The organism is Pseudoalteromonas sp. Z1A2 (assembly GCF_011378755.1).
Lineage (GTDB): Bacteria > Pseudomonadota > Gammaproteobacteria > Enterobacterales > Alteromonadaceae > Pseudoalteromonas > Pseudoalteromonas distincta.
In genome coordinates this window covers 54,295-80,439 of sequence record NZ_WTKX01000014.1, presented here as the reverse complement: position 1 = coordinate 80,439, position 26,145 = coordinate 54,295, and the positions used below count along the sequence as shown (strand labels likewise).

Sequence of the window (26,145 nt, the reverse complement as noted above, 5' to 3'; positions counted from 1 at the left end):
GATGACCATAGATTTTAGTAAAAAAATAACGCCAGCACGAATGTATCGCACAACCTCCAACTTACAAATGGCGCTAGAAAGCGACCGTGGCCGTATTATTAACAGTGCCGCTATTCGCAGGCTGCAGCAAAAAACCCAAGTGTTTCCGCTTGAGCGTAACGCAGCTGTTCGTTCGCGCTTAACTCACTCGCTTGAGGTACAACAGGTTGGTCGTTTTATAGTGCAACGTATTTTTGCAAATTTAAGCTACCAACAACAAAAAGATTACGGCTTAACCGACCTAGAACGCCCCCTAGAAAGCTTAGTAGAAATGGCCTGCCTAATGCACGATATAGGCAACCCACCGTTTGGACATTTTGGCGAAGCTGCAATAAACCACTGGTTTAATAACAACCTAGCAAGCGTAACACCCGAGCGCTGCAAAGAGCCCAATACCGGTATAGGTGTTGTTTTTAAACACCTTGCGCTTGATATTTGTAACTTTGAAGGCAACGCTCAAGGCATACGTATAATTCATTCGTTGCAAACGCTTAATTTAACTTACAGCCAAAGTGCTGGTATTTTAAAATACACTCGACCTGCAGGGCTTGATACAAAAGATATACCGCAAAATAAAAACTACTTAATGAAGAAAGTGGGTTACTACTACAGCGAAAAAAACTTTGTTGAAGCGCTACAAAAAGAGCTCACTATTGAGCCATATTGCCGCCATCCAGCAAGTTATATAATGGAAGCCGCCGACGACATTTCGTATTGCCTAGCCGATATAGAGGATGCTGTTGAAAAAGGGATCATAAGCACCGAATTCTTATGTACACAGCTTAAAAGTCATTATAAAAAAGCACTCATAAACCTAACAATAGACGATACAGAGCACCAAACTTTTGTAGATAAAGCAGTTGACTACGCACATGAGCGCGCCAAAGCACAACCGTATAACTTTAATAGCGAATTTTTTATATACCTGCGCGTTGCACTTTTACATCCGCTAGTTGGACATGCTGCAAAACGCTTTATTGAAAATATAGAACCTATTTACCATGGCGACTTTAACCAAGCACTTTTAGAAGATAGAAGCCATCTACACGCTGTAACCAAAATGCTAAAGCAAGTGGCACTTGAGCATGTATTTTCAAACAAAGAAGTCGAAAAATTAGAGCTGCAAGGTTATAGAATAATTAATGGCTTACTCGATTGCTACAAACCGCTACTGCAATTGAACAGCGATGACTTTAGGCGCGCTCTAAATGGCGATTCACGTTTATTAATTGAGTCGCGACTTGTAAAAAAGCTCTCTAAAAAGCACTTAAATAGTTACCAACACGCAATAGATGCGATGCAAGAAGAGCCCGATCACTTTGCAGCGTACGAATTTTATTATCGCTGTAGATTAATTCAAGACTATATAAGCGGTATGACAGACCAATTTGCTTACGATGAATATCGCAGCCTTATGGTTATTGATTAGTCGTATTACTCTGGATAATTTTCAATTTTGCGCTTAAAATCAAACTATTAATATTTAAGCGCGCATAACTTTATGATATCAAAACTAATTAGATTTACCCTTTGCTTTGCCCTATTTTATAGTGCGCAAAGTGCTGCATACAACGAAGCTATGTGCATTTTAATTAAACAAGAAATGCAGCAAAATAGTAATAATAAAGCGAGTCAAAAATATCGTAAGGCAGCGCGTGATTACAAAAACAACTGTAATAAGCCAAAAGAAATTCAAGCACAACCAAAGCCACAGATAATAGAGCCAGAGCCGGCGATTATTACTCAGCCACAACCTAAAATTGTTGAACCTGCCCCTGTAATACAACTCACTGAAGAAGCTGTTAAAGATAGCATCAACGAGCAAACACTTAATTTAACTGATGATCAAAAACAACAAATTAACGATCAGCTAAATACCAATAGTAACGAAATAGTAATTGATGCAGAGCCAACAACAGCAGTACCCGAGCAAGTAGTTACAGAGCAAAAAAACGAAGCTGTGATAGAGCAAGTAAAACCGGCGACGCCAGAGCAAAACGTTCAACCTACGCCTGAAAAGTCTGTACCTGTAAAACCAGCACCGGTGTTAACTAAACCAGCGCCAGTTATTGCGCCGCAACCTATAGCACAAAGCCCAAGCTCGTTACTTTTACCCACTTTAATACTTGTTATAGTGGTACTTATTGGCGCTATGATAGTCGTGCGCCTGCGCCGTGCAAAACAAAGTAAAGTGATGGCAGAACCGACTATAGCGGCTCCACCTGAAGTTAAATCAGAAAAAATTGCTACGCCAGCTAAACCTGAAACTACAAAAGAGCCAGAGATTGAGCCTGTCGTCATCAACGAAGTAACTCAAAATAATAAACCAGTTGAGAGCAGCGTAGAGGCAAATGAAGAGCCTTTAGAGCCTACGAACACTACACAAAATGCTGATATTGAACATACACCACCGCAAATTTCAGATGAGCAAAACAACGTAGTTACACAAGTGCAAACAAGCGAAATTGAGCCTACACCGCTTAACTCAATTGATACTTTAGAGCAAACAAGTACCGCTACGTTTAACGAAGTAAAGCAAAAACCTGAGCCTAATACAGCCGAGTTTGAAGCAGCAGCAAAAACAACCTTAGAGCGTATTAAAAATGCCAGCAGCTTTAATGAGCCAGAAGTACGCGACTTTGATCCAGATGCAAAGCCTGTAAAAAAACAACGTAAGCACCATACAGCGCAAGTAACGGAGCCTGCGCCAATAGAAGCCGAACACAACACTGTAGAGCCGGTTATTAGTACTCCTGAGCCAGTAACAGCGAGTGAGCCGGTTGTAGATTTACACGCACCAGAGCAAATAGCTGACGCTCAATCGACTACATATACAACAGAGCAAGACTTTAAAGAACCAGAGGTACGTACATTTAACCCAGATGCACCATTACCTGGTGAAAAGCCGATGCCTAAAAAACAAAGCGCAACACCTGAGCAAACACAAACAACACCGCAAGTTGATGAGCCAGTAAGTGAGCCTAAAAAAGCAGACAGTCACAATCCATTTGCTAACTTGTCGTTAGACTCAAGCTGGGATCCTGACTCAACTGAAAAGCCCAAAATAGAAGAGAAAAAACGCGCGCCTAAATCGCAAGCATTAATAGATGCAGAAGAACGCGCTAAAAACATGCAAACCAAATAGTAAGTTTTAAAGTAGCGCCTCATATTTGAGGCGCTATTTTTCACCGTATTACTTATACTCTTATCCCATCCTAAAATGCGCCTTAGTTATTAGAAGCTTCGCTCCTTGCGCGAGCAAGCTCAGCGCCTGGCGCAATATTCAAGCTTGAGAGTGTTTTATAAGCTTACAACTTGTTGGCGCGATGAGTGCAGAGCATACATTTAACTGGTGGTATTTTTAGACTTGAGTTTAAGGCTACGTTATCCGCAGCCATAAATTAAAGTAACTTGGTCAACATGCCCTAATTAAAAGTCCTAGTTAACAGCCCTAGCGGTACGTTTATTTTTAAGCTTTAACCCGCCAATTAATAGCAGTGGTCCTATAAACATGGCAAGGCCATACACGCCACCGGTAACTGCGTATTCTGGTTTATTTAAAAAGCTAATAGCGATTAAAATAGCTAACGATGCATTTTGAATTCCAACCTCAATTGAAAGCGTCAGCGAATCAGTTAAATTTAATTTTGAACACTTAGCAATTAACCAACCAACAACCATTGAACCAATATTAAGCGCTATGCACGCCCAAAATACGTTGTTAAATGAGCTAACTAATAAATCGCGCTCTTTTATTACTAGTGCGGCAATCATCATAAGCATAAAAAACAACGAGAAGCGTCTAAAAAACGGCTCTGCTTTAATGGCAAAATCACTTTTAAAGTGACGCAACCAAATGCCTATAGCAACTGGCACTAAGGTAATAAAAAATAGCCCTAATGAAGTAGTTAAAATAGAAAAAGTAGCATCGTCCGCTGGGGCAAACTGACTCATAGCAAAGCCAATAATAAACGGTGTGGTTATTATACTAATTGCGGTAGAGGCAGCTGTTAAACTTACCGAAAGCGCTAAATTAGCTTTAGCAAGCTGGCTTACTACATTTGACATAGTACCGCCGGGGCAAGCAGCTAATATCATTAAACCAATAGCGATAGGCGTTGGTAGGTTTAGTAAATAACACAGCCCTAATGCTAATAAAGGCATTGCTACAAGTTGGCCTATTAAACCCATGACAATGCCAAGCGGGCTTTTAAATAAACGAGTAAAATCGGTTGTTGTGAGCCCAAGACCCATACCAAACATAATAAGTGCAAGGGCGAGTGGAAGTATTACTTCAGTTAATATAGATGCATTCAAATTAGACAGCCTCGTTTGTTATTGTTTTTAATTAGAGTGTTAATTTTTAAGTTAACTGTAACGCCCCTTTACAATAACTAGAAGTATTACTTATTTAAAATAGCAGCCACGTGCTTATCTAGTTCTGGAAGTACATCTTGTTCAAACCATGGGTTCTTTTTAAGCCATATATTATTACGCGGACTCGGATGTGGAAGCACTAAATAATTTGGCCAATACTCACGCCACGATTTTACTAACTCCGTAAGTGGCATTTTTTTAGTCTCTGGTAAATGATACGCCTGCGCGTATTTACCAAGCACTATTGTCAGCTCAATATTTGGTAGTGCAGCCAATAATTGCTCGCGCCATGCAGGGGCACATTCTTTTCTCGGTGGTAAATCACCCGACTTCCCCCTACCCGGGTAGCAAAAGCCCATAGGTAAAATTGCTATATTATTGGCATCGTAAAATTCATCACGTGTTAGCCCAAGCCATTCTCGCAGGCGGTTTCCGCTTGCATCGTTAAACGGCACACCTGTTTCGTGAACTTTGATTCCAGGTGCTTGCCCTGCAATTAAAATACGTGCGTTTGGGTTAAATTGTATAACAGGGCGAGCCCCTAAAGGTAAATGAGGTTCACAGATCACGCATTTACTAACTTGCTCTATTAATTGGTGACTATTCATGCTTATTTGGCCTTAAATGCTTAATATTTATCCTAAATGGCCATTTAGGATAAATGAGTTGGTAAAAAATCGGTTTATTTTAATTAAAACGAGCGTTAGTTAGTAAAATCGTGATCTTTAAGCTCATTCGCGCTACAAGCCTTGTAAAACCTAGTGTTGCTCTGCCCATACAGCAAATTCATTGCCGCTCGGCTCTGCAAAATGAAACCGGCAACCACCCGGAAATTCAAAAATAGGTTTTAATATTGTGCCACCATGGAGTTGTACTTTTTTATACGTAGCGTGAATGTCGTTACTATAAAAAACCAATAGCGCAGCACCGTTTTGAGTTAGCGATTTAAGCGGCGCATTAAAAAAGCCACCATCAAGCCCTTGGCCACTAAACGCCGTGTATTCTGGGCCGTAGTCAGTAAACTGCCAATTAAATACACGACTAAAAAAGGCCTTAGTTGCGGGTAAGTCGCATGCAGGAAACTCAACGTAATTTAGTTTTTCGTGATCGCTCATCGTTATTCACTCTTTATTTTTACTCAGTTTATTAACCTTAAGCTTTACATAGAGCCTGTGCAATATCATTAAACAATATCAGATCAGTATTTTACTAAGTAATTAAGTAAGCATAACTTACTTAAAAATTAAATATCACAAATGAGAATAACTATCTTTTGTATTTGTAACATATATAATAGCGCCTTTGTTTTATCCTCAGCTTTAAATAAAGGGATTAATTAACTATGCAGGCACCTTTGCACAGTGCGCCATTCGATAAGGTTAACGTGATTACGCTTATAGTAAAAAGCGTAAGCAGTTATCGAGTTTTGGTATTTTTACGTTTTTTTATTGCCATAATTGGTGGCTATGCTTTTACCTCTGCAAGCACTGCGTTATTAAGTTTTGTATTGCCAATAGCTAAACAAGACGCTGTGCTGTTTAGTGTTTCAATCAGCATTTTAATTTATGCCGTTGTATTTATTTATGCTTTTAGCGTTAAATCATTAAAAACAGTATGGATCAGTATTTTACTAAGTACAGGAGCGTTCATAGGATTGCTTGCATTACTGAAGGGTTGGGTATGAAAGACAGCTTTTTCAGATCGATGACTTGGTTGCACACTTGGGTAGGGTTACTCGTTTGTTGGTTATTATATTTAATATTTTTTGCAGGGACTCTTAGCTTTTTTAGAGACGAAATAACGTTGTGGAATCAACCAGCCATTCATAATGTGCAAGCCCAAACACAGCGTATAGAAGCGCAAAAACAACAAATAATTACAGGGTTCGATTACTTAGCTAGCCATGGAGCTCACTCATCAAGCTGGCGTATTACATTACCCGAGCCGCGTATTCCTTATTTAATTTATGGTTATGCAAAACCAAAAGAGACAGGCCAGCGCCGCAGCCGGTTTGAAAACACACAGCTAAACCCTAATACCATGCAAGAGCTTGAGCCCTTTGTAGATACTAAAGGCGGTAACTTTTTTTATCGGCTGCACTATGATTTACATTACATGGATGCAATAACCGCACGCTGGATTGTGTGCTTTGCTAGCTTTTTTATGCTGATTGCCATTATATCGGGGGTGGTTATTCATAAGCGTATTTTTAAAGATATGTTTAGCTTTAGGCGTAACAAAGGTAGCCGTACATGGTTAGATGCCCATAACTTAAGCTCTGTGCTTGCCCTTCCTTTTCATTTAATGATTACTTACACGGGTATAATTACACTTATATTTATGTTGTTTCCCTACCCTGCGCAAATCTCTTATGATGACGGCATGCGTGGCTTTTTTAACGATGTAACACCTCGCAATACCATGACCGATAAAGCCCAAGGCGAATTGCCAATGGTGCCAATACAACGCATTTTAGATCAGGTTTATACTAAGTGGCCTCATGCAGATATTACTCGCGTACAAGTTAACCAACCAAATATGGCAGCTTCAACAATTACCGTATTGGTAAGCGCAGGTAAAACACTACGTGACCAAGCACCACGCTTAATATTTAGTGGTGCTACAGGGCAAATGGTCGCTAAAACTGATGACGAGCTAACTAGCAGCAAAGCGCTTTACGAATCGCTTAATTCTATGCATACAGGGCGTTTAGCTACGTGGTTGTTGCGCTGGTTATACGTATTAGGCGGTATTGCAGGCTGTGTAATGATTGGCTCTGGCTGTATTATGTGGGCTAAACGAATTCGCGAGCGAACTAAAAATAACGTTAAACCTTCGTTTGGTTTAAAATTAGTTGAAGGGTTAAACCTAGCCACTATTATGGGACTTCCACTGGCAACGTGTGCATTTTTTATTGCTAACAGACTACTTAGCTCAACTACCGCAGAGCGCGCCGATAAAGAAATACTCGCGTTCTTTTTAACATGGCTAGCGGTTGCTCTTTTAGCACTTATAAAGCGCGACACACTGCAATGGCGAGTTATGGCAGCTATAAATGCTGTTGCATGTTTAAGCGTACCGGTTATTAATGCCCTTACAACTAACGGTAATCTAGTTAGCTATTTGATGCACAAACAGTGGGCTTTATTTACTTTTGATGCACTGTTTTTGTTATTTAGTATATTGTTTTTTATACAAACCGAAAAATTACGTACTGCTAAAAACAACTCAAAAATAATCAGCCCTAGTCAATCTAATAACCTTAAAAGGCAAAAACCATGATTGATTTACTTGGGTTTAGCCTATGCCTGCTCAGTTTTAACTGTTTTGCGCTGGCTAAGTATAATCATTTTAAAGATGTATTTAAAAAACGCCCTACAGAATCCCAACGTAAAAAGCTGCTATTAGTTGCTTGGATCAGTATTTTACTAAGCTTGGTGCTTTGTATAGTTACTCAAGATGGATATGGTGCATTACTATTTTGCGGATTTATGAGCCTAAGTGTCTTAATTATAATGGTTTTTTATAATTTTTTACTAGGCTACGTGAAGTGGTTTAGTGTTTTAAATAGCGTGTTAGTTGTACTAAGTGGGTTGTTTTTAGCATTAAACTAGCCTTAGTTAGTAAAAACGTGATCCGTTACTTTCCCATATATTAGGCAAAAAAAATGGCAAGCTATATAGCTTGCCAACAATAGGGGATATTCAGTGTTTCCAATACTTGCTGTCTCACGGCAAGTACACACAATATAACCATAATATATTTAAGTTACTTTACGGTTAGGTGACTCTTTTATTACTACTTTAAAAACGTATATAACTAACTGTAAACCCCCTTTACATAGTCTCTTGGTTTACCCAAATTATTTCATCGGTAGCAAAGCCCAACTCTTTAGCTTTAGTTAAAAAGTGTTCTTTAAGCTCTTTGCTAACCGTTGGTGTACGCGACAAAAACCACAAGTAATCTTTGTTGTAACTGGTTATAAATGCATATTGATAATCGGGTTGGTCAAGCTCAAAAATCACGTAAGCGCCATAAAATGGACCAAAAAACGAGACTTTAAAATGTCCTGTGTCGGTGCCCTCAACAAACTTGGCTAAGCCTTCGGCGTCATCCCATTTTTTATCATCCGTTAAATACCCTTTGTTAAGGACCTTTACTGTGCCGTCGTCGTTAATTGAATAAGTCGCGGTAACTTGCTCCATCCCTTCTTCGAATGAGTGATTAAGACGCGCTATTTCAAACCATTTGCCTTTATATTTTTGTATATCAAAGTTTTTAACGGGTGTTATTCCCTCAGGAGGGCTGGTGCAGGCACTAAGAAAAAATAACCCTGTAATAAGTAAACCGTATTTAATAGCCTTCATGTAAGCTCCTTTTTTAATTACATAAATCGTACGTATTATCTACATATAGATGGATATAAAGTTTGCTAGCCGATTAAAAAAATTTGCTATAGGATCATATTAATTCTAAAGCAATAAAAATGACCATAGCATGAAAATTTGGGTAGATGCAGACGCGTGTCCTGTTGTTATAAAAGAAATACTTTTTAGAGCTGCAGAGCGTATGAAAATCGAGACTATTTTAGTAGCGAATCACGCAATGCGTATTCCGCCGTCAAAATACATAAGCCGCGTTCAAGTATCGTCGGGATTTGATGTAGCCGACGACGAAATAGTAAAACGTGTTGAAAAAGGCGATTTAGTTATTACAGGCGATATTCCGCTAGCAAGTGAAGTAATTGATAACGGCGGGCAAGCACTCAACCCACGTGGCGAGCTTTATACCACCGAGAATATCCGCTCAATACTTAACGTGCGCGACTTTATGGATACCATGCGCTCAAGCGGCGTAGAAATGAGTGGTGGGCCGCCGCCACTTAGCCAAACCGATCGCCAAAACTTTGCAAATAACCTCGACCGTATTTTAGCGCAAAACAAGGCTAACTAACTTGAATACCCAATTAGTTGGCTTAGGTGATACGCAATTTAGCGTGGCGGTATACGTAGCAAAAGCGCCGCCCATGCCGTTTTTTGAAACACTTGAATACCTAGAACCGGTTATAAATGAGCAAATAAATACCATAAACCAGTACTGTGGTAATGGTTGGCGCAAAGTGTTTAACGTTTACGCCAAAGTGCTATTTTCCCTGCCAAGTGAGCATTATTCATTTGCTAAACAAGCCCCTACTTGGCAACAATATCGCGATGAGTATTTACTGCAAAAAAATAGTAAAACCGCCCTGCTATTTAGCGCGCCTGACACTACTATTACTTGCGCAGATAAAGCTACTAGCAATCAAAATCAGCTACACATAATTGCTGGGCGTACGCACGCTAAAAACTTATTACAACAAGGTAAGTTGCATGCACAATTTGATTGGCTCGACGACGAGTTTGCAATAGACACCAGTAACAACATTATTGTGTGCCCGTATTTTGATTACAGGCAATTAAGTAATATAAAAATTGCGAGATTAAGCGAGCTAGTCGCGCAGCTAAAAGGCACTAAATAACACATTGTAAGGAACGACCATGGCCGGAATTTTAGAGTTAAACGAATTATTAAAATCAATGCAGCCTGTGCTTAAACAAGGTGAATACATATTTTGCTGTTTGGCAGGGAAATTGGCTGATTATGTTCACTTAGAGCCACTTGCCACTTACGTTGAAGAGGAAGGCCTAACCCTTATTTTAAAAGCTGAAACCGCCGATAAAGCAGGTATTACTTACGAGGGTAAATATAATTTAATTACTCTTAATGTACATTCAAGCTTAGAGGCCGTTGGGCTAACAGCTGCGGTATCTGCAAAGCTAACTGAGCATGGCATTAGCGCTAATGTGGTAGCTGCGTTTTATCACGACCATATTTTTGTACAAACAGACAAAGCACAAGCTGCAATGAAAGCACTTGGAGAGATTGGTTAGGATTGCTGGCACAGTAATGATCTGAGTGATGTGGATATTAGAGCGTCGGGTGGCGCCTCACTTATCCGACCTACGCTTAGAGAAACTTCGGGGTGTAGAGAGGGTTATATAAAAACACCGAGTTTGTTCACTCGGTGTTTTTATTGGTGCTAAATAGCGGGTGCTTGTTTAGCTTGTGAAACTTAAACTACATATCCGCTAAAACCTAGGGCTTTAAAATACAGCTTCGGAATGCCAAATTTGCACTCGTTTAGTAGTTCGCTAAAGCGCATTCTATCAAGCGGGTAAAACTCATTTTCTAAGTCGTGCCCTGTTTGTGTTTTACCTGTTTCGGTTAAACCCAATTGCGCGCACGTTGTGAGCTGGGCTTCGCGCTCAAATGAAGTTTCGGGGCGCATTAAATCTGCAATAAAAAGGTTTGCGTCTTTTTTAAGACTTCCTTTAATTGCTTTTAATAACTCTTTTTTATCGCCGTTATCTTCTAAAAAATGCATTACTAATAAACATAAAACGGCATCGGCTTTAACCGATAACTTATCAACTGGGCCATTATGTACATCTACGCGGCTTGTTATGCCTTGTTCATCAAATTGCTGCTGTGCGATAGCAAGCATATCGGCTGATGTATCTTGCGCAGTAAATTGCCATGTAGGGTTTAGTGCAGCCAGTGCAAGTACTTCTTTGCCTGTGCCTGCCCCTACTACCAAAATATGCGCATTGTCGCTTAGCGTTGCTTGTAGTTGCGCATTAGTGAGCTGATGTAATAATTCATAACCAGGCACTAAACGGGTTATGCGGCTATCGTATTGTGTTGCTTGCTCGCCTGTAAACGTTGGCATTGTATCTCCTTGTTTTCAGTAATGTTGCTTATAAAACTTCAACTGTGGAATATCCACCTGGCTTTTTGGCTACATGCACTTGAGTGGCTACACGCTCGCTCATTTGTGTTACGTGCGATATAACGCCTACTTTTCTGCCTTGTGCTTGCAAAGAATCCAAAGCGTCCATTGCAATGCTTAGGGTTTCGCTGTCTAACGTACCAAACCCTTCGTCAATAAACAAAGAATTGATTTGTACTTTGTTAGACGAAAGCGATGCTAAACCAAGTGCAAGCGCTAGCGATACTAAAAATGACTCACCGCCCGAGAGCGTATTAACAGAGCGTTGCTCGTCGGCCATGTCGCGGTCGATAATTGCAATGTCGAGCGTTTGCGCTATGGCGGTTAATTCGTAGCGTTTGTTGAGTGTTTTTAAATGGCTGTTGGCATAGTGCAGTAATATTTTTAACGTTTGTGTTTGTGCTAAGTTACGCATGGTTTTACCCGTTGCATCGCCCAATACTTTATTAAGCAAGTGCCACTGCTCTACCTGTGTTTTAAGCGTAGTTAACTCAGCTTGTTTGCCTTCAAGCGCCTTTGCGTTTTGGTTGTGTTGCTCTATAGCGGTATTAGTTGCTAGTAATGAATTTTGCAGCTGCGTTTGTTGCTCATTTAAGCTGCTTAATTGCGTACTTAAAGCCTCTGCACTTTGTGTTGGCTTATCGCTACTGTTGTGTTTTTCAAGCGTAAGTTGCTGCTGTTTTAATGCGGCATTTGCATCTGTTAACGCTTGAGTTAACTGCTCGTGTTGATTTAAATGCGCTTTAATAGTCTCGCTACTTAGCGTTAGTAAAATTTTGATCTGTTCGTGCGTTACGTCGCTGTATTGCGCTTTAAAGTCAGCAAACCACTGGTTGTAACGTGCCTCAAGTGTTGCTAGTTCTTGGCTGTTTTCAAGTAAGCGTTGCTCCACATTTTTAAGCGTTATAGCGTGCTCATCTCGTTGTTTTATCGCGTCGTCATAGGCTTTTTGGCTCGCTTGAACCTGCGATTGTTTTTGCTCTTGCTCACTTGTGAGTTTTGCTTGGTAGTCGTCTGCGCTTATTTGCTCGTTATTAAATAAAGCTGAGCGCTCACTTTGTACAGCGTCTAATAGCTCTTTTGCTTTTACAAACTCTTCATTAAGTGCTTTTAACGATTGCTCGCTTTTACTAACAAGCGGGGTAAGCTGCTTTATTTGCTCATTAGCTGTGTCTTGGCGCTTTTGGCTTTGCTCAAGTTGCGTTTGAGTTTGCTGATACTGTGTAACCTGCTTGTTCAGCTCGGTAAGTTCAAGCGTATTGGCTTGTAGTTGCTGCCAAAAATCATTGTTTTCAAATTGATTATTGAGTGTTGTACCCAGCTCGTTAATTTGTGCACTAAGCTCGCTATGCTTACTCGTTAACTGGTTTTGCTGGTGTGTAAGCTCAAGGTGTTTATTACTCAGTTGCTGCTGTACTTGCTGCTCTGCTTTAAGTGCTGCTTGTAGCTCGTTTACTTTGGTTTGCAATGTACGTTGACGTTTTTGTTGCTCAAAGTATTGCGCTTTTTGCTGCGTTAATTGCTTATAAGTTACTTCAAGCTGATCAGGCGTTAAGTCGTTAAGCTCACTACGTGCACCTTGCATGGTATTTTTAATGTCGAGCTGTTTGGCTTTTGCTGTTTGTATTATTTGCTCAAGTTGTCCGTGTTCAGCAGTTAATACAGCATGTTGAGTTTGATGTTTATGCAGCTCGCTTTGTGCATGGTCAAATTGCTTTTTAGCGGTATTAAAAGCATTTTCAAAATCAGTAATTAAGTTATTTAATTGCTGATTTTGATTTACCGCATACGGATGCTCCGTTGCGCCGCACACTAAACAAGGCTCATTAGGGCGAAGCTCAGTGCGTAAATGCTCTACGTTTTCGCTGGCTCTTAAGCGCGCTTGGTTAAGTGCGTACTCGCTGCCTTTAAGTGCTTGCTCGCTGGTTATTAAATGCTGATTAAGTAAAGCATGGGCTTGCTGGCTTTCATTTAGCTGCTGATTGAGCACTTGCTGGCGTTGAGTGCTTTGTTTTAGCTCTGCGTTAAATTGCTTATAGCGCTCTCGCTGCTCTTTTAAGTAATCAATACTTTTTAGCTGCGCGTCGCAGTGCTCTGCATTAAATTCATTAAGCTGAGTATTTAAAACCTGCAAAGCTGACTGCTCGCTCGTAAGTAACGCCTCGCACTGCTGCACTTTATTATTTTGTGTATTTAATCGCTCGCTCTGACCTGCAAGCTCGGTATTAAGAGTTTGGCTTTGTGCAAGGTTTGCAGTTAATTGCTGCTGTGCATTTAAGTAAGTATTAAAGCTTTGCTGATAGTAGCTCCAGTCTTTTGCTAAAACGTGCAGCTGTGCATGCTCATTAAGCCATTGCTGGCTTTTAGTTGAGTCGGTATTAGCGAGCTCTAGCTCGTTATTGCTTTGTTTAAGCTGCTGTGTGAGCTCATCAAGTTGAGTTTGCTCTTTGGTTATTTGCGACTCTGTGCCTTTTACAGCTTGAGTTTGCAAAGCAATGCTGCTGTCGAGCTCTCTCGCTTTTGCTATAACGGGCGCTGCATTTTGTTTTTGCTCATTGGCGTTATTAAGTAGCTCAGTATGCTTAGCAAGCGCGGTGTTACGCTCGTTAATTACCGCTAAATGATCAACACTTTTAAGTGATGTTATTTGCTGATCTAACGCCGTATTTTGATCGGTTAATTGAGTAAAACGGCTGCGGTTATCTTTTATTTCAAGCGCCTGCTTGGCTTGTTTTGCTTGCTCGCTTTGATCAACGATACTTTCAAGCGCTGAGCTTGCTTGTTGCTGGGTTTGCTGTGCCTGCAGTAAGCTTTGCTCAAGCACTGTAGCTTGCTGATACCAGTTAAGTGCTTTTTCGGTTTTGGTTAGCTCTTTTTTAGTGTGTTCGGTTTGCGCTTTTAAATCGGTTAACTTGGTTTGTTGTAACTCAAGTTCATCGGTCGTTAATAAGGTATAGCTTTGAAGGCCTGCTTTGAGCGCTTCAAGCTTTGCCACTTGCTCTTTATGGCGCTCAAAAATACGCACACCAATACGGCTAAATTTATCGGTGCCTGTTAAGCACTCCAAAAGTTGCGCTCGCTCATCGCCAGTGGCTTTTAAAAATGCAGCAAACTCATGTTGCGCTAAAAGTACGGCACGGGAGAACTGCTCAAAGTTAAGCCCTATTTTACTCTCAACTTCTTTTATTGTGTGGCTTTTGTCAGCTATTAAGGTTTCGTCTGGCAGGGTTACTAAGGTGTGCTCTGCTACTTTAAGTTTGCCAGTTACCTTTTTATGAGTGCGTGAAACTGTATAACGCGCGCGGTAAAGCTGTTTATCTTGCCCTAAAAAGTCAACCTCGGCGTAGCCTTCCCATGTACCTCGGCGAAGTAGGTTCCGCGCATCATTAAGCTTAATGCTGTCGCCATTAAACTCAATTAAGTTACCTTTATCGCCGCGTAGCCTCGCTGTTTTTGTATAAAGGGCTAAACATATCGCATCTAAAAAAGTACTTTTACCAGCGCCGGTATCGCCTGTTATCGCAAATAAGCCTGCATCTTTTAATGGGGCTTGAGTAAAGTCTATTTCAGCATCAACTATTGAAGCTAAATTATGAATACGAACTGCGGTTATTTTCATAGTTGTTCTTGCTCCGTTAGCTCGTTTATCACGTCACTTAAAAGTGCTTTTAGCTCATCGGGTACACTTTGCCCAGCCATGTCTTTATCGTTTGCAAATGCTTGTTCTAATAAGTTAAGCGGGTTGAGCATTTCAACTTCGCTTAAATCTTCAAATACGGTGTTGTCGTCATTTTGCGCTGATTGCTCACGTACACGTTCAATACCACAAAATTTAATATGCTTGCCTTCAAGTGCTTGTTCTATTTGTTCTCTGAAGGTGGTGTCGGTATCGCTTGATTTAAGCTTTACACGTAAATAAGGCGCTATTGTATTTTGTGCAGTGTCGAGCGCTTTAATTTGCTCGCATAGTTCGCTTAATGGTACACACTCCCCTTTTGGTAAAATAATTACATCGGCAGAGCGCGGAATGTAAAGGGGGTTTACAGTTGTACTAATATGTTGTTTTTCATCAGTAATAAACTCAACAACATTTACTTGGTGCGTGTAGTTACGTTCTGAAAACGACATAGGGATAGGTGTGCCGCTGTAGCGAATAACATTACTTTTAGCGACTTGTTGCGCTTTGTGTAAATGCCCAAGGGCAACGTAGTTGGCTTGTTTACCAAATACATTAGCAGAAATAGACTCTTCACCACCTATTACTAAGTTACGCTCAGAATCACTTGAGATATCCCCGCCTTTTGCGTGTAAATGCCCCATAACTATTAGTGGTGAGTTTTGCTCGTTTATATTAGTAGCTTGCTCTAGTGCAAGTTCATAAGCTTTTGCAACGCCTTGAGCGTAACTAGGGCCGTTTTCAGTTTGGCTAAGTAAACTTACATCGCTTGCACGTAAAAATGGCATAGCGACGATTACAGCGCGTTTACCATTGGTATCTATGGTAATAACAGTTTCATCGGGTGTCGCGACATCAAAGCGCCCTACTACGTGTGTATCAAATTGCGCTAGTAATGGCTGAGCTGCCAAAATACGATTTGCAGAGTCGTGGTTACCCGCAATAATTACTACGTGTAATTGTGGGCATGCCTTTTTGGCGTCTTTAATAAATTGGTAAAGCTGATTTTCGGCGCTAGCGCTTGGAGTCGCGGTATGATAAATATCGCCAGCAACTAAAAGTAAGTCTATTTGTTGTTCAACAAGAGTGGCTAATAACCATGTAAAAAAGGCTTGATGCTCAACACGGCGGTCGTGTTCGTAGAATTGTTGGCCAAGGTGCCAATCTGAGGTGTGGAGGACTTTCATGTCGCGCTCTTAATTAAACCGTAAGAGCGCCAATATACCCAAGGCAGTTAAAGATGCAAGCCTAAGCCGTGTATTACCTTAGGTTAAACTGTACCAAGCTGAAAAAACAACCGGTAATGCTAAAAGTGCCATTAATAATGGAATTTTTAACGTTTTAGTTTGTTTTGCGTGTAGCGCCTTTAATGCATTAGTTTCGTTGCACGCTGCTACTTTATCGATATAAAAATAACCCGAATCGAGATACTGCTTACAGTTATTCTCACTTGCTGGAATCGCAATTAGTTCTTGTTGTTTTTTTAGGATGTAAAAATCCATAAGCCCACCGCATTTCTTGCTAGTAATCGATATTAATTTGAGGATAAATGTGACGAATTTATTTGCCTCAAATAAAAAGGTTGGCGATTTTAAATATAAACTGCACTAAAGATCAACCTAAAATTGCACTATTTATCATTTATCGTAAAAATAGCGAACATTAAGGAAGTTCGGCAATATTTGAGCCAATAATTCAGCTGTTTTCACTGTATTTTTGTTCAGTAGAGTGGGCTTTTAGCTCATTTTACTTGTTGGAAATTTGAGACACTTATACATAGGATTATTGGTTTACCTGATAATGTTAAAGCAATACTTTTTTAGCAAAGTAGGTAAAATTAATGTGCTTTTTTCAAGCTCTAAAACTTGTATTTAACAGCTCAAAACCATTATTAAAACCCACTTTTGTAAAGCCCCTTTACAGTTTTTATTTATTCGTATTTTGTTACAAAATAATTGTACTTTTCAATCTAATAAACTAAGTGAACATCACCCTAAAAATACGGTACTTGGTCGCTAATTTATTGAAGCTAACTGGTATATTTGTCAAAGTATGCTCACAAAATTATATTAGGACTAACAATGAAAAAAATAGGTCTTACGCTAAGTGCTTTTGTATTGCCTTTGGCAATATCTAGTGCGGTTATGGCGTCTTCGGTTGAGCAAACAAAAGGTACTTTTGTTGATAAATTTCGTCAATTAGACGAAGCGCTTCCTACACCCAACGTTTATCGTAGTGCCGCTGGCGAACCAGGTGAAAAATACTGGCAGCAACGTGTAAACTACGATATTGATGTAAAGCTAGATGAAAAAAAGCACCGTATTACCGGTAGCCAAAGCATTGAATATAAAAATAACTCTCCGCATACACTTAAATATTTATGGTTACAGTTAGATCAAAATATTTTTAAAAGTGATTCTATTGCCGAAACAACTAAAACGTTTAAAAGCACTTTAGAAAGCCTACCAGCTCAAAAGCCTGCTAAATTAAGTTTAGGTGACTTACGCCGTCAGCAATTTATGAGCGACAACGAACTGGGTTATACAATCAGTGGCGTAAAGGATGACGATGGTAAAGAGCTCCGCGTAACTGTAGTTGATACTTTAATGCGCATTGATTTAAACGAGCCATTAAAACCAGGTAAAGAAGTAGAATTTAGCATGAACTTTGCCTTCAACATTGTTGAAGAAGATGCTGTAGGTGCACGTTCTGGTTACGAGCACTTTGAAGAAGATGGCAACGACATATTCTTAATTGCTCAGTGGTTCCCTCGCTTAGCGGCTTATACCGATTACGAAGCATGGACAAACAAGCCATTTTTAGGTTCTGGTGAGTTTACGCTTGAGTTTGGTGATTACGATGTTGAGATTACTGTTCCTGCGGATCACATTGTATCGGCAACAGGTAAGCTTGATAACGCGAGTAAAGTACTTACAAGTACTCAGCGCAAACGTTTAAAACAAGCTGAAACATCTAAGCGTCCTGTGTTTATTGTTAACGCAGAAGAAGCGCTAGAAAACGAAAAAGAAGGCACCGACAAAACTAAAACGTGGCACTTTAAAGCGCAGAATGTTCGTGACTTTGCTTGGGCGTCGTCTCGTAAGTTTATGTGGGATGCAAAAGGTTATCAACAAGGTGGTGACGTTCAACCTTTAGTTATGGCAATGTCGTTCTTCCCTAAAGAAGGTGGTGACTTATGGAAAAAGTACTCAACTGAAGCGGTAGTACACACAATGGAAGTGTACTCTAAGTATTCTTTTGATTACCCGTACCCAACTGCACAGTCGGTTAATGGCCCCGTTGGTGGTATGGAATACCCAATGATCACCTTTAACGGTCCGCGTACTAAGTTACAAGATGACGGTACTCGTACTTATTCTCAGGCTGAAAAGCGCTTTTTACTTGGCGTAGTTATTCATGAAGTTGGTCATATTTACTTTCCGATGATTGTGAATTCAGATGAGCGCCAATGGACGTGGATGGATGAAGGCTTAAACAGCTTTTTAGATGGTGTTGCTGGTCGTGAATGGGATCCTACAATTCCTTGGGGTGTTGAGCCTCGCGATATAGTGAGCTACATGAAGTCTGAAAACCAAGTACCTGTTATGACTCAGTCAGACAGTGTATTACGTTTAGGCCCTAATGCTTATACTAAACCTGCCGCAGCCCTTAATATTTTACGTGAAGTAATTTTAGGCCGTGACTTATTCGACTTTGCATTTAAAGAGTATGCTCAGCGCTGGAAATACAAGCGCCCTACCCCAGCTGATTTTTTCCGTACAATGGAAGAAGCCTCTGGTGTTGATTTAGATTGGTTTTGGCGTGGCTGGTTTTACACCACAGACCATGTTGATATCTCTTTAGATAAAGTATATCAACTACGTTTAGACACTAAAAACCCTGATATTGATTACAGCCGTTTACGTGATATTGAAGCAGACAAGCCTACGTCATTATTTGTTGAGCGTAACCGCGCCGAAGGTAAAAAAACATGGGTTGAGCAAAACCCTGATGTTACCGATTTTTATGACGAAAATGACCGCTTTACTGTAACCAATAAAGAACGTAACTCGTACAACAAGTTTTTAAAAGGCTTAGAGCCGTGGGAGCGTAAAACGCTTGAACGTGCTTTAGAAGAAGATAAAAACTACTACGTTATGGAATTTTCAAACCTTGGTGGTTTGGTAATGCCTATATTACTTGAGCTAACATATGAAGATGGCACAACCGAAGAGCGTTATATTCCTGCTGAAATTTGGCGTCGTAATTATAAAAATGTTCAAAAGCTAATTGTTACCGATAAAAACAAACCGCTTGTATCAGTTACTGTAGATCCTAATTGGGAAACTGCGGATGTAGATATTGAAAATAATAACTACCCTCGTCGCATTATTCCTTCACGTATTGAAGTGTTTAAAAAGGAAAAGAGTAAAGCTAAAGTAAGTCGCGATATCATGCAAGATATTAAAACTGAGCTTAAAACTGATGAGAAGAAAGACGAAAAAGATAACGGTGAGGAGCCGCAATAATGCGCTTTTTGCTTATTATTGTTTGCCTTTTAGTTGCTGCGCCGAGTATGGCGCATCAACTAAAATCGTCAGTTACAACCGTGCTTTTTAATAAACGAACGCATAATGTTGAGTTAATGCATCGCTTTTATTTACATGATACCGAACACGCCGTAGGAACATTATTTGAAGGCAAAATCGATATTATTAGTAATAAAGCCGATCAGCAACGTTTTGCTAAGTATGTTGAATCGCATGTTGCTCTACAAACGTTAAGTGGTGAACCTTTACCACTTAACTTTGTGGGAGCACAAGTTGATGGTAAGTTTTTTTGGGTTTACCAAGAAGCACCAATTCCTGAAAACATTGAAGGAATTAAAATGAGCAATGGCGCGCTTCGTGATTTATGGCCATCTCAGGTAAATATGGTAAACGTTGAGGGCAAAGGTAAGATTAAAACTTTAAACTTTGCACAAGATGATACTTGGCTCGAAGCCCGCTTTGAGCAAAATTAACAGTTAAAACTTCCCCAACCAACGCGCACTGCAGTTAATGTGCGCGTTTTCTTTATACGTTTAAACTGCGTTCATTTTTGATCTGGTATATGTAAATTTACGTAAAAATTGGTAGTTCAATTTGTATATTTACCATTTTTTGCGCATGCTACAACTACCAATTATATTTACTGTATTATCAATAGATTGATAGCAGTGCAAATAAATAATTTAAATATAGTTAGTTTCATTTATCCCTTTAGCTATAACTGGCTTGGGCATAAGCAGTAGAGAATTTTATGTTTAAATTTTATTTAGTAATAACTAAATTCAGGGAATGATATGACTACTCAGGTTGAGGCTATTTTTGGAGTAATTTTTGATTTAGATGGAACATTAGTTTCATCCGAACTAGATTTTACATTAATTAAAGCCCAAATAGGTTGCCCTTGCGAGCAAGACTTACTTGATTACATTGCTCAGTTGCCCTCACCGTATATGCGTGAAGAGGCAATGAATATAGTTCACCAACACGAATTAATAGACGCACAACATGCCAGTATTTTACCTGGGGTGAGTGAAGCTATTAATGCTTTAAAGTCTAAAAATATACCGATGGCAATTGTTACTCGCAATTTTGATAAAGCAGCGGCAATGAAATTACAAAATAATCCACTCCCTATCAGCACAGTTTTAACGCGAAGCGATGCCCCAGCAAAGCCAGATCCCAGCGCTTTAAATGCCATTGCTACACTTTGGAACATTAACGCCAGAAATTTACTTTATGTAGGCGATTACCTTTACGACATTCAAGCTGCGCACAATGCAAATATGCGTGCATGTTTATACGCTCCAGAGTTAACGCCAGCTTACGCCGATCAGGCCGATTACGTTTTACATGACTTTGCTGACTTAGTGACATTAGTTGAGAGTTATTCTGAAAAAATAGAGTTATGTTAAATAGCATACCATTTGATTTATTCTGAAATGAGTATGTAGTTATAAAAGTTTTTATTAATCAAGTTTTGCCCATTGCGGAGCTAGCCCAATACGTTTTGAATTGGTAAAATACCGCAAAACGTAACGTATTCATTAGGGGCACAAAATGGGCAGAGCATTTGTAGTTCGTCAAAGTTCTATGATCAAAACAGCCAATGCAAAAACAAAAGTAAACTCAAAGTACGGCAAAGAGATTTACGTTGCAGCAAAAAGTGGTGTTCCCGATCCCGAAGTAAACCAAACACTTCGCCGTCTAATCGAAAAAGCTAAAAAAGACCAAGTACCCGCACACGTTATCGAAAAAGCAATTGAAAAAGCAGCCGGTGGCGCAGGAGAAGATTACTCTGTTGCCCGTTATGAAGGCTATGGCCCTGGTAACTGCATGGTTATTGTTGACTGTTTAACTGACAATCCGAACCGTACTATCAAAGATGTACGTTTACCATTTACTAAAACAGACTCAAAAATTGGTACTCCTGGCTGTGTAGCGCATATGTTTGATCATTATGCGGTACTTGGCTTTGCAGGCGATGACGATGAAGTCGTATTAGAAGCATTAATGATGGCTGATGTTGATGTAAGCGATGTTGAAGCCGAGGATGGTAAAATATCAGTATTTGCACCGCCAACAGAATACTTTAAAGCTAAAACTGCCCTTGAAGACGCATTTGAAGGCATTAACTTTGAAGTAGACGAAATTACGTTTATTCCTCAAGTCAATATTGAAATTGAAGACGAAGAAGTTATTGCTAACTTTGATAAGTTTATAAATATGCTTGAAGATTGTGACGATGTACAAAATATTTATCACAATGCCATTGTAAAAAATTAAACGCAAACGGTTAAAAGCTTTAAAAAGCGTGTTTTGTGTATGCAAAACACGCTTTTTTACGTTTAAATAAATGTTAGATATTCATGTGTATTATGCTTATTTGAATATATATTTTTAAAATGCCTTAAAAGTGCTGTTATTCTAATTTTAGGCGATAAAAAACCAGCTTTAAAGCTGGTTTAGTACTTAATTTTAACTTTGATTAAGCAGTTAAAGCGTATTCGATTTTTGTGCTTTATATTTTATACGGTAGCTATGTAGTAGTGGTTCAGTGTACCCACTAGGTTGCGTTACGCCCTCTAAAACTAATGCCGTAGCGGCTTGATACGCAATGCTGTTATTAAGGGTTTCTTCGCTTGGTGCCATAGGTGTATACGCAGTGTCATGCTCGTTTTGTCCATCAACCACTTTGGCCATTTTAGCCATTGTTGATTTTATTTGCGCTTGTGAGCACACGCCATTTAGCAACCAATTAGCCATATGCTGGCTTGAAATACGCAGTGTGGCTCTGTCTTCCATTAAACCTATATGGTTAATGTCAGGTACTTTTGAGCAGCCTACGCCTTGATCAATCCAACGTACAACGTAACCTAAAATACCTTGTGCGTTATTTTCTAGCTCACTTTGAATATCTTCTTTTGAAAGCGTTTTAGGGTCTGCCATTAGCGGCGGTGTAAGCAGGTCATTAAGGCTCGCAATAGTACGTTTAGCTATACTTTGCTGCTCAGTAAATACGTTTATATCGTGATAATGCATTGCATGCAGGGTAGCGGCTGTAGGGGAGGGCACCCATGCAGTATTAGCGCCTGATTTAGGGTGCGCTTGTTTTTGCTCCATCATTAATGCCATTTTATCTGGCATTGGCCACATGCCTTTACCTATTTGTGCTTTATGACTTAAGCCACAAGCAAGGCCAATATCGACGTTGCGATCCTCATAAGCTTGTATCCATGGTTGCTGCTTAATCTGTGCTTTTGGAAGCACAACGCCCGCTTGCATAGAGGTATGAATTTCATCGCCGGTACGGTCTAAAAATCCAGTATTTATAAATACAACACGCTCTTTGGCTGCACAAATACAGGCTTTTAGGTTTACAGAAGTGCGGCGTTCTTCATCCATAATACCCATTTTAAGCGTGTTTTTAGGTAAGCTTAGCGCTTCCTCTACTAAGCTAAATAAAGTGTTAGTAAATGCCACCTCTTCTGGGCCATGCATTTTGGGTTTTACTATATTAATACTTTGCGCGCTTGAATTTTTGATACCTGTTTTTTTATTTAGGTCGTGCAGGGCAGCAGTGGCTGTAAACATCGCATCCATAATGCCTTCAAACACCGGTTGATTAAACACATCGGTAATAGCAGGGTTCGTCATTAAATGGCCAACGTTTCTTACAAACATCATGCTACGGCCTTTTAAAGTAACGGTGCCGCCATCAAGTGCGGTGTATGTTTTATCACTTTGCAGGGTACGCTCAACAGTTTTATCGCCTTTTTTAAACGATTCAACTAAGTTACCTTGCATCAACCCAAGCCAATTTTTATAAACTTGTACTTTATCTTCTGCATCTACCGCAGCTACTGAATCTTCACAATCCATAATGGTGGTAAGAGCGGCCTCTAGCACTACATCTTTTAAACCAGCCTTATCAGCTTGGCCAATAATGTGGTGGTGATCGATATGTAGTTCTATGTGTAAGTCATTGTTTTTTAATAACACTACAGTTGGGTTTTGTGCTTCTCCTTGATAGCCAATAAGCTGAGATGGGTTAGCTAATGTGGTTTGAGAGCTGTCACGCAAGGTAATTAAAAGTGCGCCATCTACTACTGAGTAATTCGTGCTTTCTATATGCGAGCCATTGGTCAGCGGCAATGCTTTATCTAAAAACTGGCGAGCGTAGGCCATTACCTTAAAACCACGAACAGGGTTGTAGGTATTGCCTTTTTCAGCCCCGTCATCTTCGCTTAACACATCAGTACCATATAAAGCGTCGTATAACGAGCCCCAGCGTGCGTTAGCGGCATTAAGTGCAAAGCGTGCATTACTTACAGGCACAACTAACTGAGGGCCTGCTGTAAGGGCCACTTCGGGCTCTACATTTTGGGTTTCAATTTCGAAGTTGGCAGGCTCTTTTACTAAGTAACCAATATCTTGCAAAAAGGCTTGGTATTTAGCGCTATCCCAGGTTTTATTAGCAAGATGGTAGTCGTCTATTTGCTGTTGAAGCAGCTCTCGCTTTTCAAGCAGTGCCTTATTAATAGGGGTAAGTGTTTGAACGATATGTGCAAAACTTTGCCAAAATTGTGACTCACTTAAGTGAGTGCCTGGTAGCAATTGATTTTTAACGAAATCAGCGAGTTGTGTATCTACGCTGAGTCCTGAATGTGTGAGAGTGTGGGACATAGTTGCCTTCCTTTAAACGGTCGCGATGTTGTTGTGTGCTTGTGCGTAAGGCAACAATAACTCAAAAAGGCAATGTTGAGTGCTTTTTAGCTATTCACAAAATGTATAGCCACAATAACAACTATAAATTTACTAAATCTAGAAAAGGAGCCTAATGTTGAATTAAGCGCTACGGAACACACTCCTAGCCACTCTCACAACATTAAAATAATTTACACACTCGTTCGAAGGATTTTATTATGACAACATATCAACGCGAAACAGACACACTCTCTACTCTTTGCCAAACACAAGGCAGCGCATGGAAAGCTATTAACCCTGAATACGCAAGCCGTATGCGTTTACAAAACCGTTTTCGTACAGGGATTGAAATTGCGCAATACACAGCAGACGTAATGCGTGAAGATATGGCTGCATATGACGCCGACACAAGCCAGTACACCCAATCTTTAGGCTGTTGGCATGGCTTTACAGCCCAGCAAATGATGATGGCTATTAAGCGCCATCAAAAAACAACTAAACGCAGCTATGTATACTTAAGTGGCTGGATGGTTGCAGCGCTCCGCTCTGCATTTGGTCCGCTGCCAGATCAAAGCATGCATGAAAAAACATCGGTACCTGCGCTAATTGAAGAAATTTACACGTTTTTAAAGCAAGCTGATGCACGTGAACTAGACCACTTGTTTAACGACCTAGATGAAGCAAAAGCGAACGGCGGCGATGTTCAAGCTGTTATTGATAAAATAGACAACTTTGAAACCCATGTTGTGCCAATTATTGCTGATATTGACGCAGGTTTTGGTAACGAAGAAGCAACTTACTTACTGGCTAAAAAAATGATTGAAGCCGGTGCGTGTGCCATTCAAATAGAAAATCAAGTATCTGACGCCAAACAATGTGGTCACCAAGCGGGTAAAGTGACCGTTCCACACGAAGATTTTTTAGCAAAAATTAACGCAGTACGTTACGCCTTTTTAGAGCTAGGTATTGATAACGGTATTATTGTGGCACGTACAGATTCATTGGGTGCCAGCCTTACGCAAAAGGTACCTGTGTCGCAAACACCAGGAGACTTAGCAAGCCAATACAATGCATTTTTAGAAACCACGCCCATTAACGGTGTTGATGACTTAAATGAAGGCGACACGGCAATGAAAATTAATGGCCAGTTATGTAAACCAACTCGCCTAGATAACGGTTTATACCAGTTCCGCGAAGGCACTGAAAAAGACCGCGTAGTATTAGACTGTATTACTAGCTTGCAGTCGGGCGCTGATTTACTGTGGATTGAAACAGAAAAACCACATGTTAAACAAATTGCAGAACTGGTGAATCGTGTAAAAGAACACGTGCCAAATGCAAAACTGGTATACAACAACTCGCCTTCGTTTAACTGGACGCTTAAGTTTCGTGAGCAAGTATATCAAGAGTGGGAAGAAGCAGGCCGTGACCTTAGTGCTTACCCAAGCCTTGGCGATAATAAAGGCCTTATGGCACCAGAGATGGATGCAACAGAGCTTGCACAAGCAGCCGATTTACTAGTGCAAAACTTCCAGCGCGATGGCGCACGTGAAGCAGGTATTTTCCATCACTTAATTACTCTGCCTACGTACCATACAGCTGCGCTAAGCACTGATATTTTATCAGAAGGTTACTTTGGCGATATGGGTATGCTGGCTTATGTACGTGATGTACAACGCCAAGAAATTCGCCGTGAGCAAGCTTCTGTTAAACACCAAGACCTAGCAGGGTCTAATATGGGCGATACGCACAAAGAATACTTCTCTGGTGATAACGCGCTAAAAGCCGGTGGTGAAGACAACACCATGAACCAGTTTTAATTCCTAACTAGATAGTGTTACTCAAGGGCCAATAGGCCCTTTTTTATTGTTTTAAATAAAGTTAGAACATTTAAGCACAATTACAGATCAGACTTTAACTAACCAAATCATGTTGGATCACTATTTAACTACCTGAGTGAATTTACAGAT

22 protein-coding genes are annotated in these 26,145 nt (G+C 40.1%); 13 read left to right on the top strand and 9 right to left on the bottom strand.

Translation table 11 applies throughout. The features are described 5' to 3' along the window. Nucleotide 1 precedes the first annotated feature (1 nt). On the top strand, nt 2-1,468 hold the full coding sequence (gene dgt / locus GQR47_RS11340; RefSeq protein WP_002959159.1) for a dGTPase: 1,467 nt from the start codon (nt 2-4) through the stop codon (nt 1,466-1,468). A 72-nt stretch (nt 1,469-1,540) separates the two neighbouring features. Then, nucleotides 1,541-3,184: a cell surface protein gene (locus GQR47_RS11335; RefSeq protein ID WP_165723797.1), complete on the top strand. Its 1,644-nt coding sequence runs from the start codon at nt 1,541-1,543 to the stop codon at nt 3,182-3,184. Between the two features lie 293 nt (nt 3,185-3,477). Here the strand turns inward: GQR47_RS11335 and GQR47_RS11330 are convergent, their stop codons facing one another. The 3 genes from GQR47_RS11330 to GQR47_RS11320 all read right to left on the bottom strand — a co-directional run bounded on the left by GQR47_RS11330 (nt 3,478) and on the right by GQR47_RS11320 (nt 5,531). Beyond that, nucleotides 3,478-4,356, bottom strand: coding sequence for a bile acid:sodium symporter family protein (locus GQR47_RS11330; protein WP_165723796.1), 879 nt, complete (start codon nt 4,354-4,356; stop codon nt 3,478-3,480). 86 nt (nt 4,357-4,442) lie between these two features. After that, complete coding sequence (locus tag GQR47_RS11325; RefSeq protein WP_138490136.1) at nt 4,443-5,024, bottom strand: uracil-DNA glycosylase family protein; 582 nt, start codon at nt 5,022-5,024, stop codon at nt 4,443-4,445. 150 nt (nt 5,025-5,174) lie between these two features. Next, nucleotides 5,175-5,531, bottom strand: a complete 357-nt coding sequence (locus GQR47_RS11320; protein ID WP_039488837.1) for a VOC family protein — start codon at nt 5,529-5,531, stop codon at nt 5,175-5,177. Between the two features lie 227 nt (nt 5,532-5,758). Here GQR47_RS11320 and GQR47_RS11315 point away from each other — a divergent pair, with 227 nt between their 5' ends. From GQR47_RS11315 to GQR47_RS11305, 3 genes are read left to right on the top strand one after another with little or no spacing between them, the layout of a single operon-like run. Beyond that, on the top strand, nt 5,759-6,100 hold the full coding sequence (locus GQR47_RS11315) for a hypothetical protein (RefSeq protein WP_165723795.1): 342 nt from the start codon (nt 5,759-5,761) through the stop codon (nt 6,098-6,100). Further along, nucleotides 6,097-7,698: a PepSY-associated TM helix domain-containing protein gene (locus tag GQR47_RS11310; RefSeq protein WP_165723794.1), complete on the top strand. Its 1,602-nt coding sequence runs from the start codon at nt 6,097-6,099 to the stop codon at nt 7,696-7,698. The genes GQR47_RS11315 and GQR47_RS11310 overlap by 4 nt, the downstream gene beginning before the upstream one ends. Beyond that, the gene (locus GQR47_RS11305) at nt 7,695-8,030 is read left to right on the top strand and encodes a DUF3325 domain-containing protein (RefSeq protein ID WP_165723793.1); all 336 of its coding nucleotides are present in this window, start codon (nt 7,695-7,697) and stop codon (nt 8,028-8,030) included. Before GQR47_RS11310 ends, GQR47_RS11305 begins: the two co-directional genes overlap by 4 nt. Nucleotides 8,031-8,252: 222 nt before the next feature. Here the strand turns inward: GQR47_RS11305 and GQR47_RS11300 are convergent, their stop codons facing one another. Next, nucleotides 8,253-8,783: a lipocalin family protein gene (locus GQR47_RS11300; RefSeq protein WP_024605217.1), complete on the bottom strand. Its 531-nt coding sequence runs from the start codon at nt 8,781-8,783 to the stop codon at nt 8,253-8,255. Between the two features lie 130 nt (nt 8,784-8,913). Here GQR47_RS11300 and GQR47_RS11295 point away from each other — a divergent pair, with 130 nt between their 5' ends. From GQR47_RS11295 to GQR47_RS11285, 3 genes are read left to right on the top strand one after another with little or no spacing between them, the layout of a single operon-like run. Next, on the top strand, nt 8,914-9,369 hold the full coding sequence (locus tag GQR47_RS11295; RefSeq protein ID WP_002959175.1) for a YaiI/YqxD family protein: 456 nt from the start codon (nt 8,914-8,916) through the stop codon (nt 9,367-9,369). Between the two features lies 1 nt (nt 9,370). Beyond that, the gene (locus tag GQR47_RS11290) at nt 9,371-9,934 is read left to right on the top strand and encodes a hypothetical protein (protein WP_024596053.1); all 564 of its coding nucleotides are present in this window, start codon (nt 9,371-9,373) and stop codon (nt 9,932-9,934) included. Between the two features lie 19 nt (nt 9,935-9,953). Further along, the gene (locus tag GQR47_RS11285; protein WP_024596052.1) at nt 9,954-10,346 is read left to right on the top strand and encodes an ACT domain-containing protein; all 393 of its coding nucleotides are present in this window, start codon (nt 9,954-9,956) and stop codon (nt 10,344-10,346) included. 182 nt (nt 10,347-10,528) lie between these two features. On the opposite strand, the gene GQR47_RS11280 is transcribed toward GQR47_RS11285, so the two are convergent. From GQR47_RS11280 to GQR47_RS11265, 4 genes are all read right to left on the bottom strand, one after another. Continuing rightward, nucleotides 10,529-11,185 carry a class I SAM-dependent methyltransferase gene (locus tag GQR47_RS11280; protein WP_024596051.1) on the bottom strand — a complete coding sequence of 219 codons (657 nt, stop codon included), beginning with the start codon at nt 11,183-11,185 and terminating at the stop codon, nt 10,529-10,531. Nucleotides 11,186-11,213: 28 nt separating this feature from the next. After that, complete coding sequence (locus GQR47_RS11275) at nt 11,214-14,864, bottom strand: AAA family ATPase (protein WP_165723792.1); 3,651 nt, start codon at nt 14,862-14,864, stop codon at nt 11,214-11,216. Then, nucleotides 14,861-16,108 (bottom strand): exonuclease SbcCD subunit D C-terminal domain-containing protein, encoded by a 1,248-nt coding sequence (locus GQR47_RS11270; RefSeq protein WP_165723791.1) that lies wholly within the window; start codon nt 16,106-16,108, stop codon nt 14,861-14,863. Before GQR47_RS11270 ends, GQR47_RS11275 begins: the two co-directional genes overlap by 4 nt. Nucleotides 16,109-16,186: 78 nt before the next feature. Beyond that, nucleotides 16,187-16,423, bottom strand: a complete 237-nt coding sequence (locus GQR47_RS11265; RefSeq protein WP_002959190.1) for a hypothetical protein — start codon at nt 16,421-16,423, stop codon at nt 16,187-16,189. Between the two features lie 579 nt (nt 16,424-17,002). On the opposite strand from GQR47_RS11265, the gene GQR47_RS11260 reads away from it, so the two are divergent. From GQR47_RS11260 to GQR47_RS11245, 4 genes are all read left to right on the top strand, one after another. Beyond that, nucleotides 17,003-19,450 carry a M1 family metallopeptidase gene (locus tag GQR47_RS11260; protein ID WP_165723790.1) on the top strand — a complete coding sequence of 816 codons (2,448 nt, stop codon included), beginning with the start codon at nt 17,003-17,005 and terminating at the stop codon, nt 19,448-19,450. After that, nucleotides 19,450-19,944, top strand: a complete 495-nt coding sequence (locus tag GQR47_RS11255) for a DUF6702 family protein (RefSeq protein ID WP_165723789.1) — start codon at nt 19,450-19,452, stop codon at nt 19,942-19,944. The genes GQR47_RS11260 and GQR47_RS11255 overlap by 1 nt, the downstream gene beginning before the upstream one ends. 321 nt (nt 19,945-20,265) lie before the next feature. Further along, nucleotides 20,266-20,883: an HAD family hydrolase gene (locus GQR47_RS11250; protein WP_165723788.1), complete on the top strand. Its 618-nt coding sequence runs from the start codon at nt 20,266-20,268 to the stop codon at nt 20,881-20,883. A gap of 145 nt (nt 20,884-21,028) precedes the next feature. Further along, nucleotides 21,029-21,754, top strand: coding sequence for a YebC/PmpR family DNA-binding transcriptional regulator (locus GQR47_RS11245; protein WP_165723787.1), 726 nt, complete (start codon nt 21,029-21,031; stop codon nt 21,752-21,754). 210 nt (nt 21,755-21,964) lie between these two features. On the opposite strand, the gene GQR47_RS11240 is transcribed toward GQR47_RS11245, so the two are convergent. Then, entirely contained in the window at nt 21,965-24,154 is a 2,190-nt protein-coding gene (locus GQR47_RS11240; RefSeq protein WP_165723786.1) for a malate synthase G, read from the bottom strand. 239 nt (nt 24,155-24,393) lie between these two features. Here GQR47_RS11240 and GQR47_RS11235 point away from each other — a divergent pair, with 239 nt between their 5' ends. After that, entirely contained in the window at nt 24,394-25,995 is a 1,602-nt protein-coding gene (locus GQR47_RS11235) for an isocitrate lyase (RefSeq protein ID WP_002959200.1), read from the top strand. Nucleotides 25,996-26,145 lie beyond the last annotated feature (150 nt).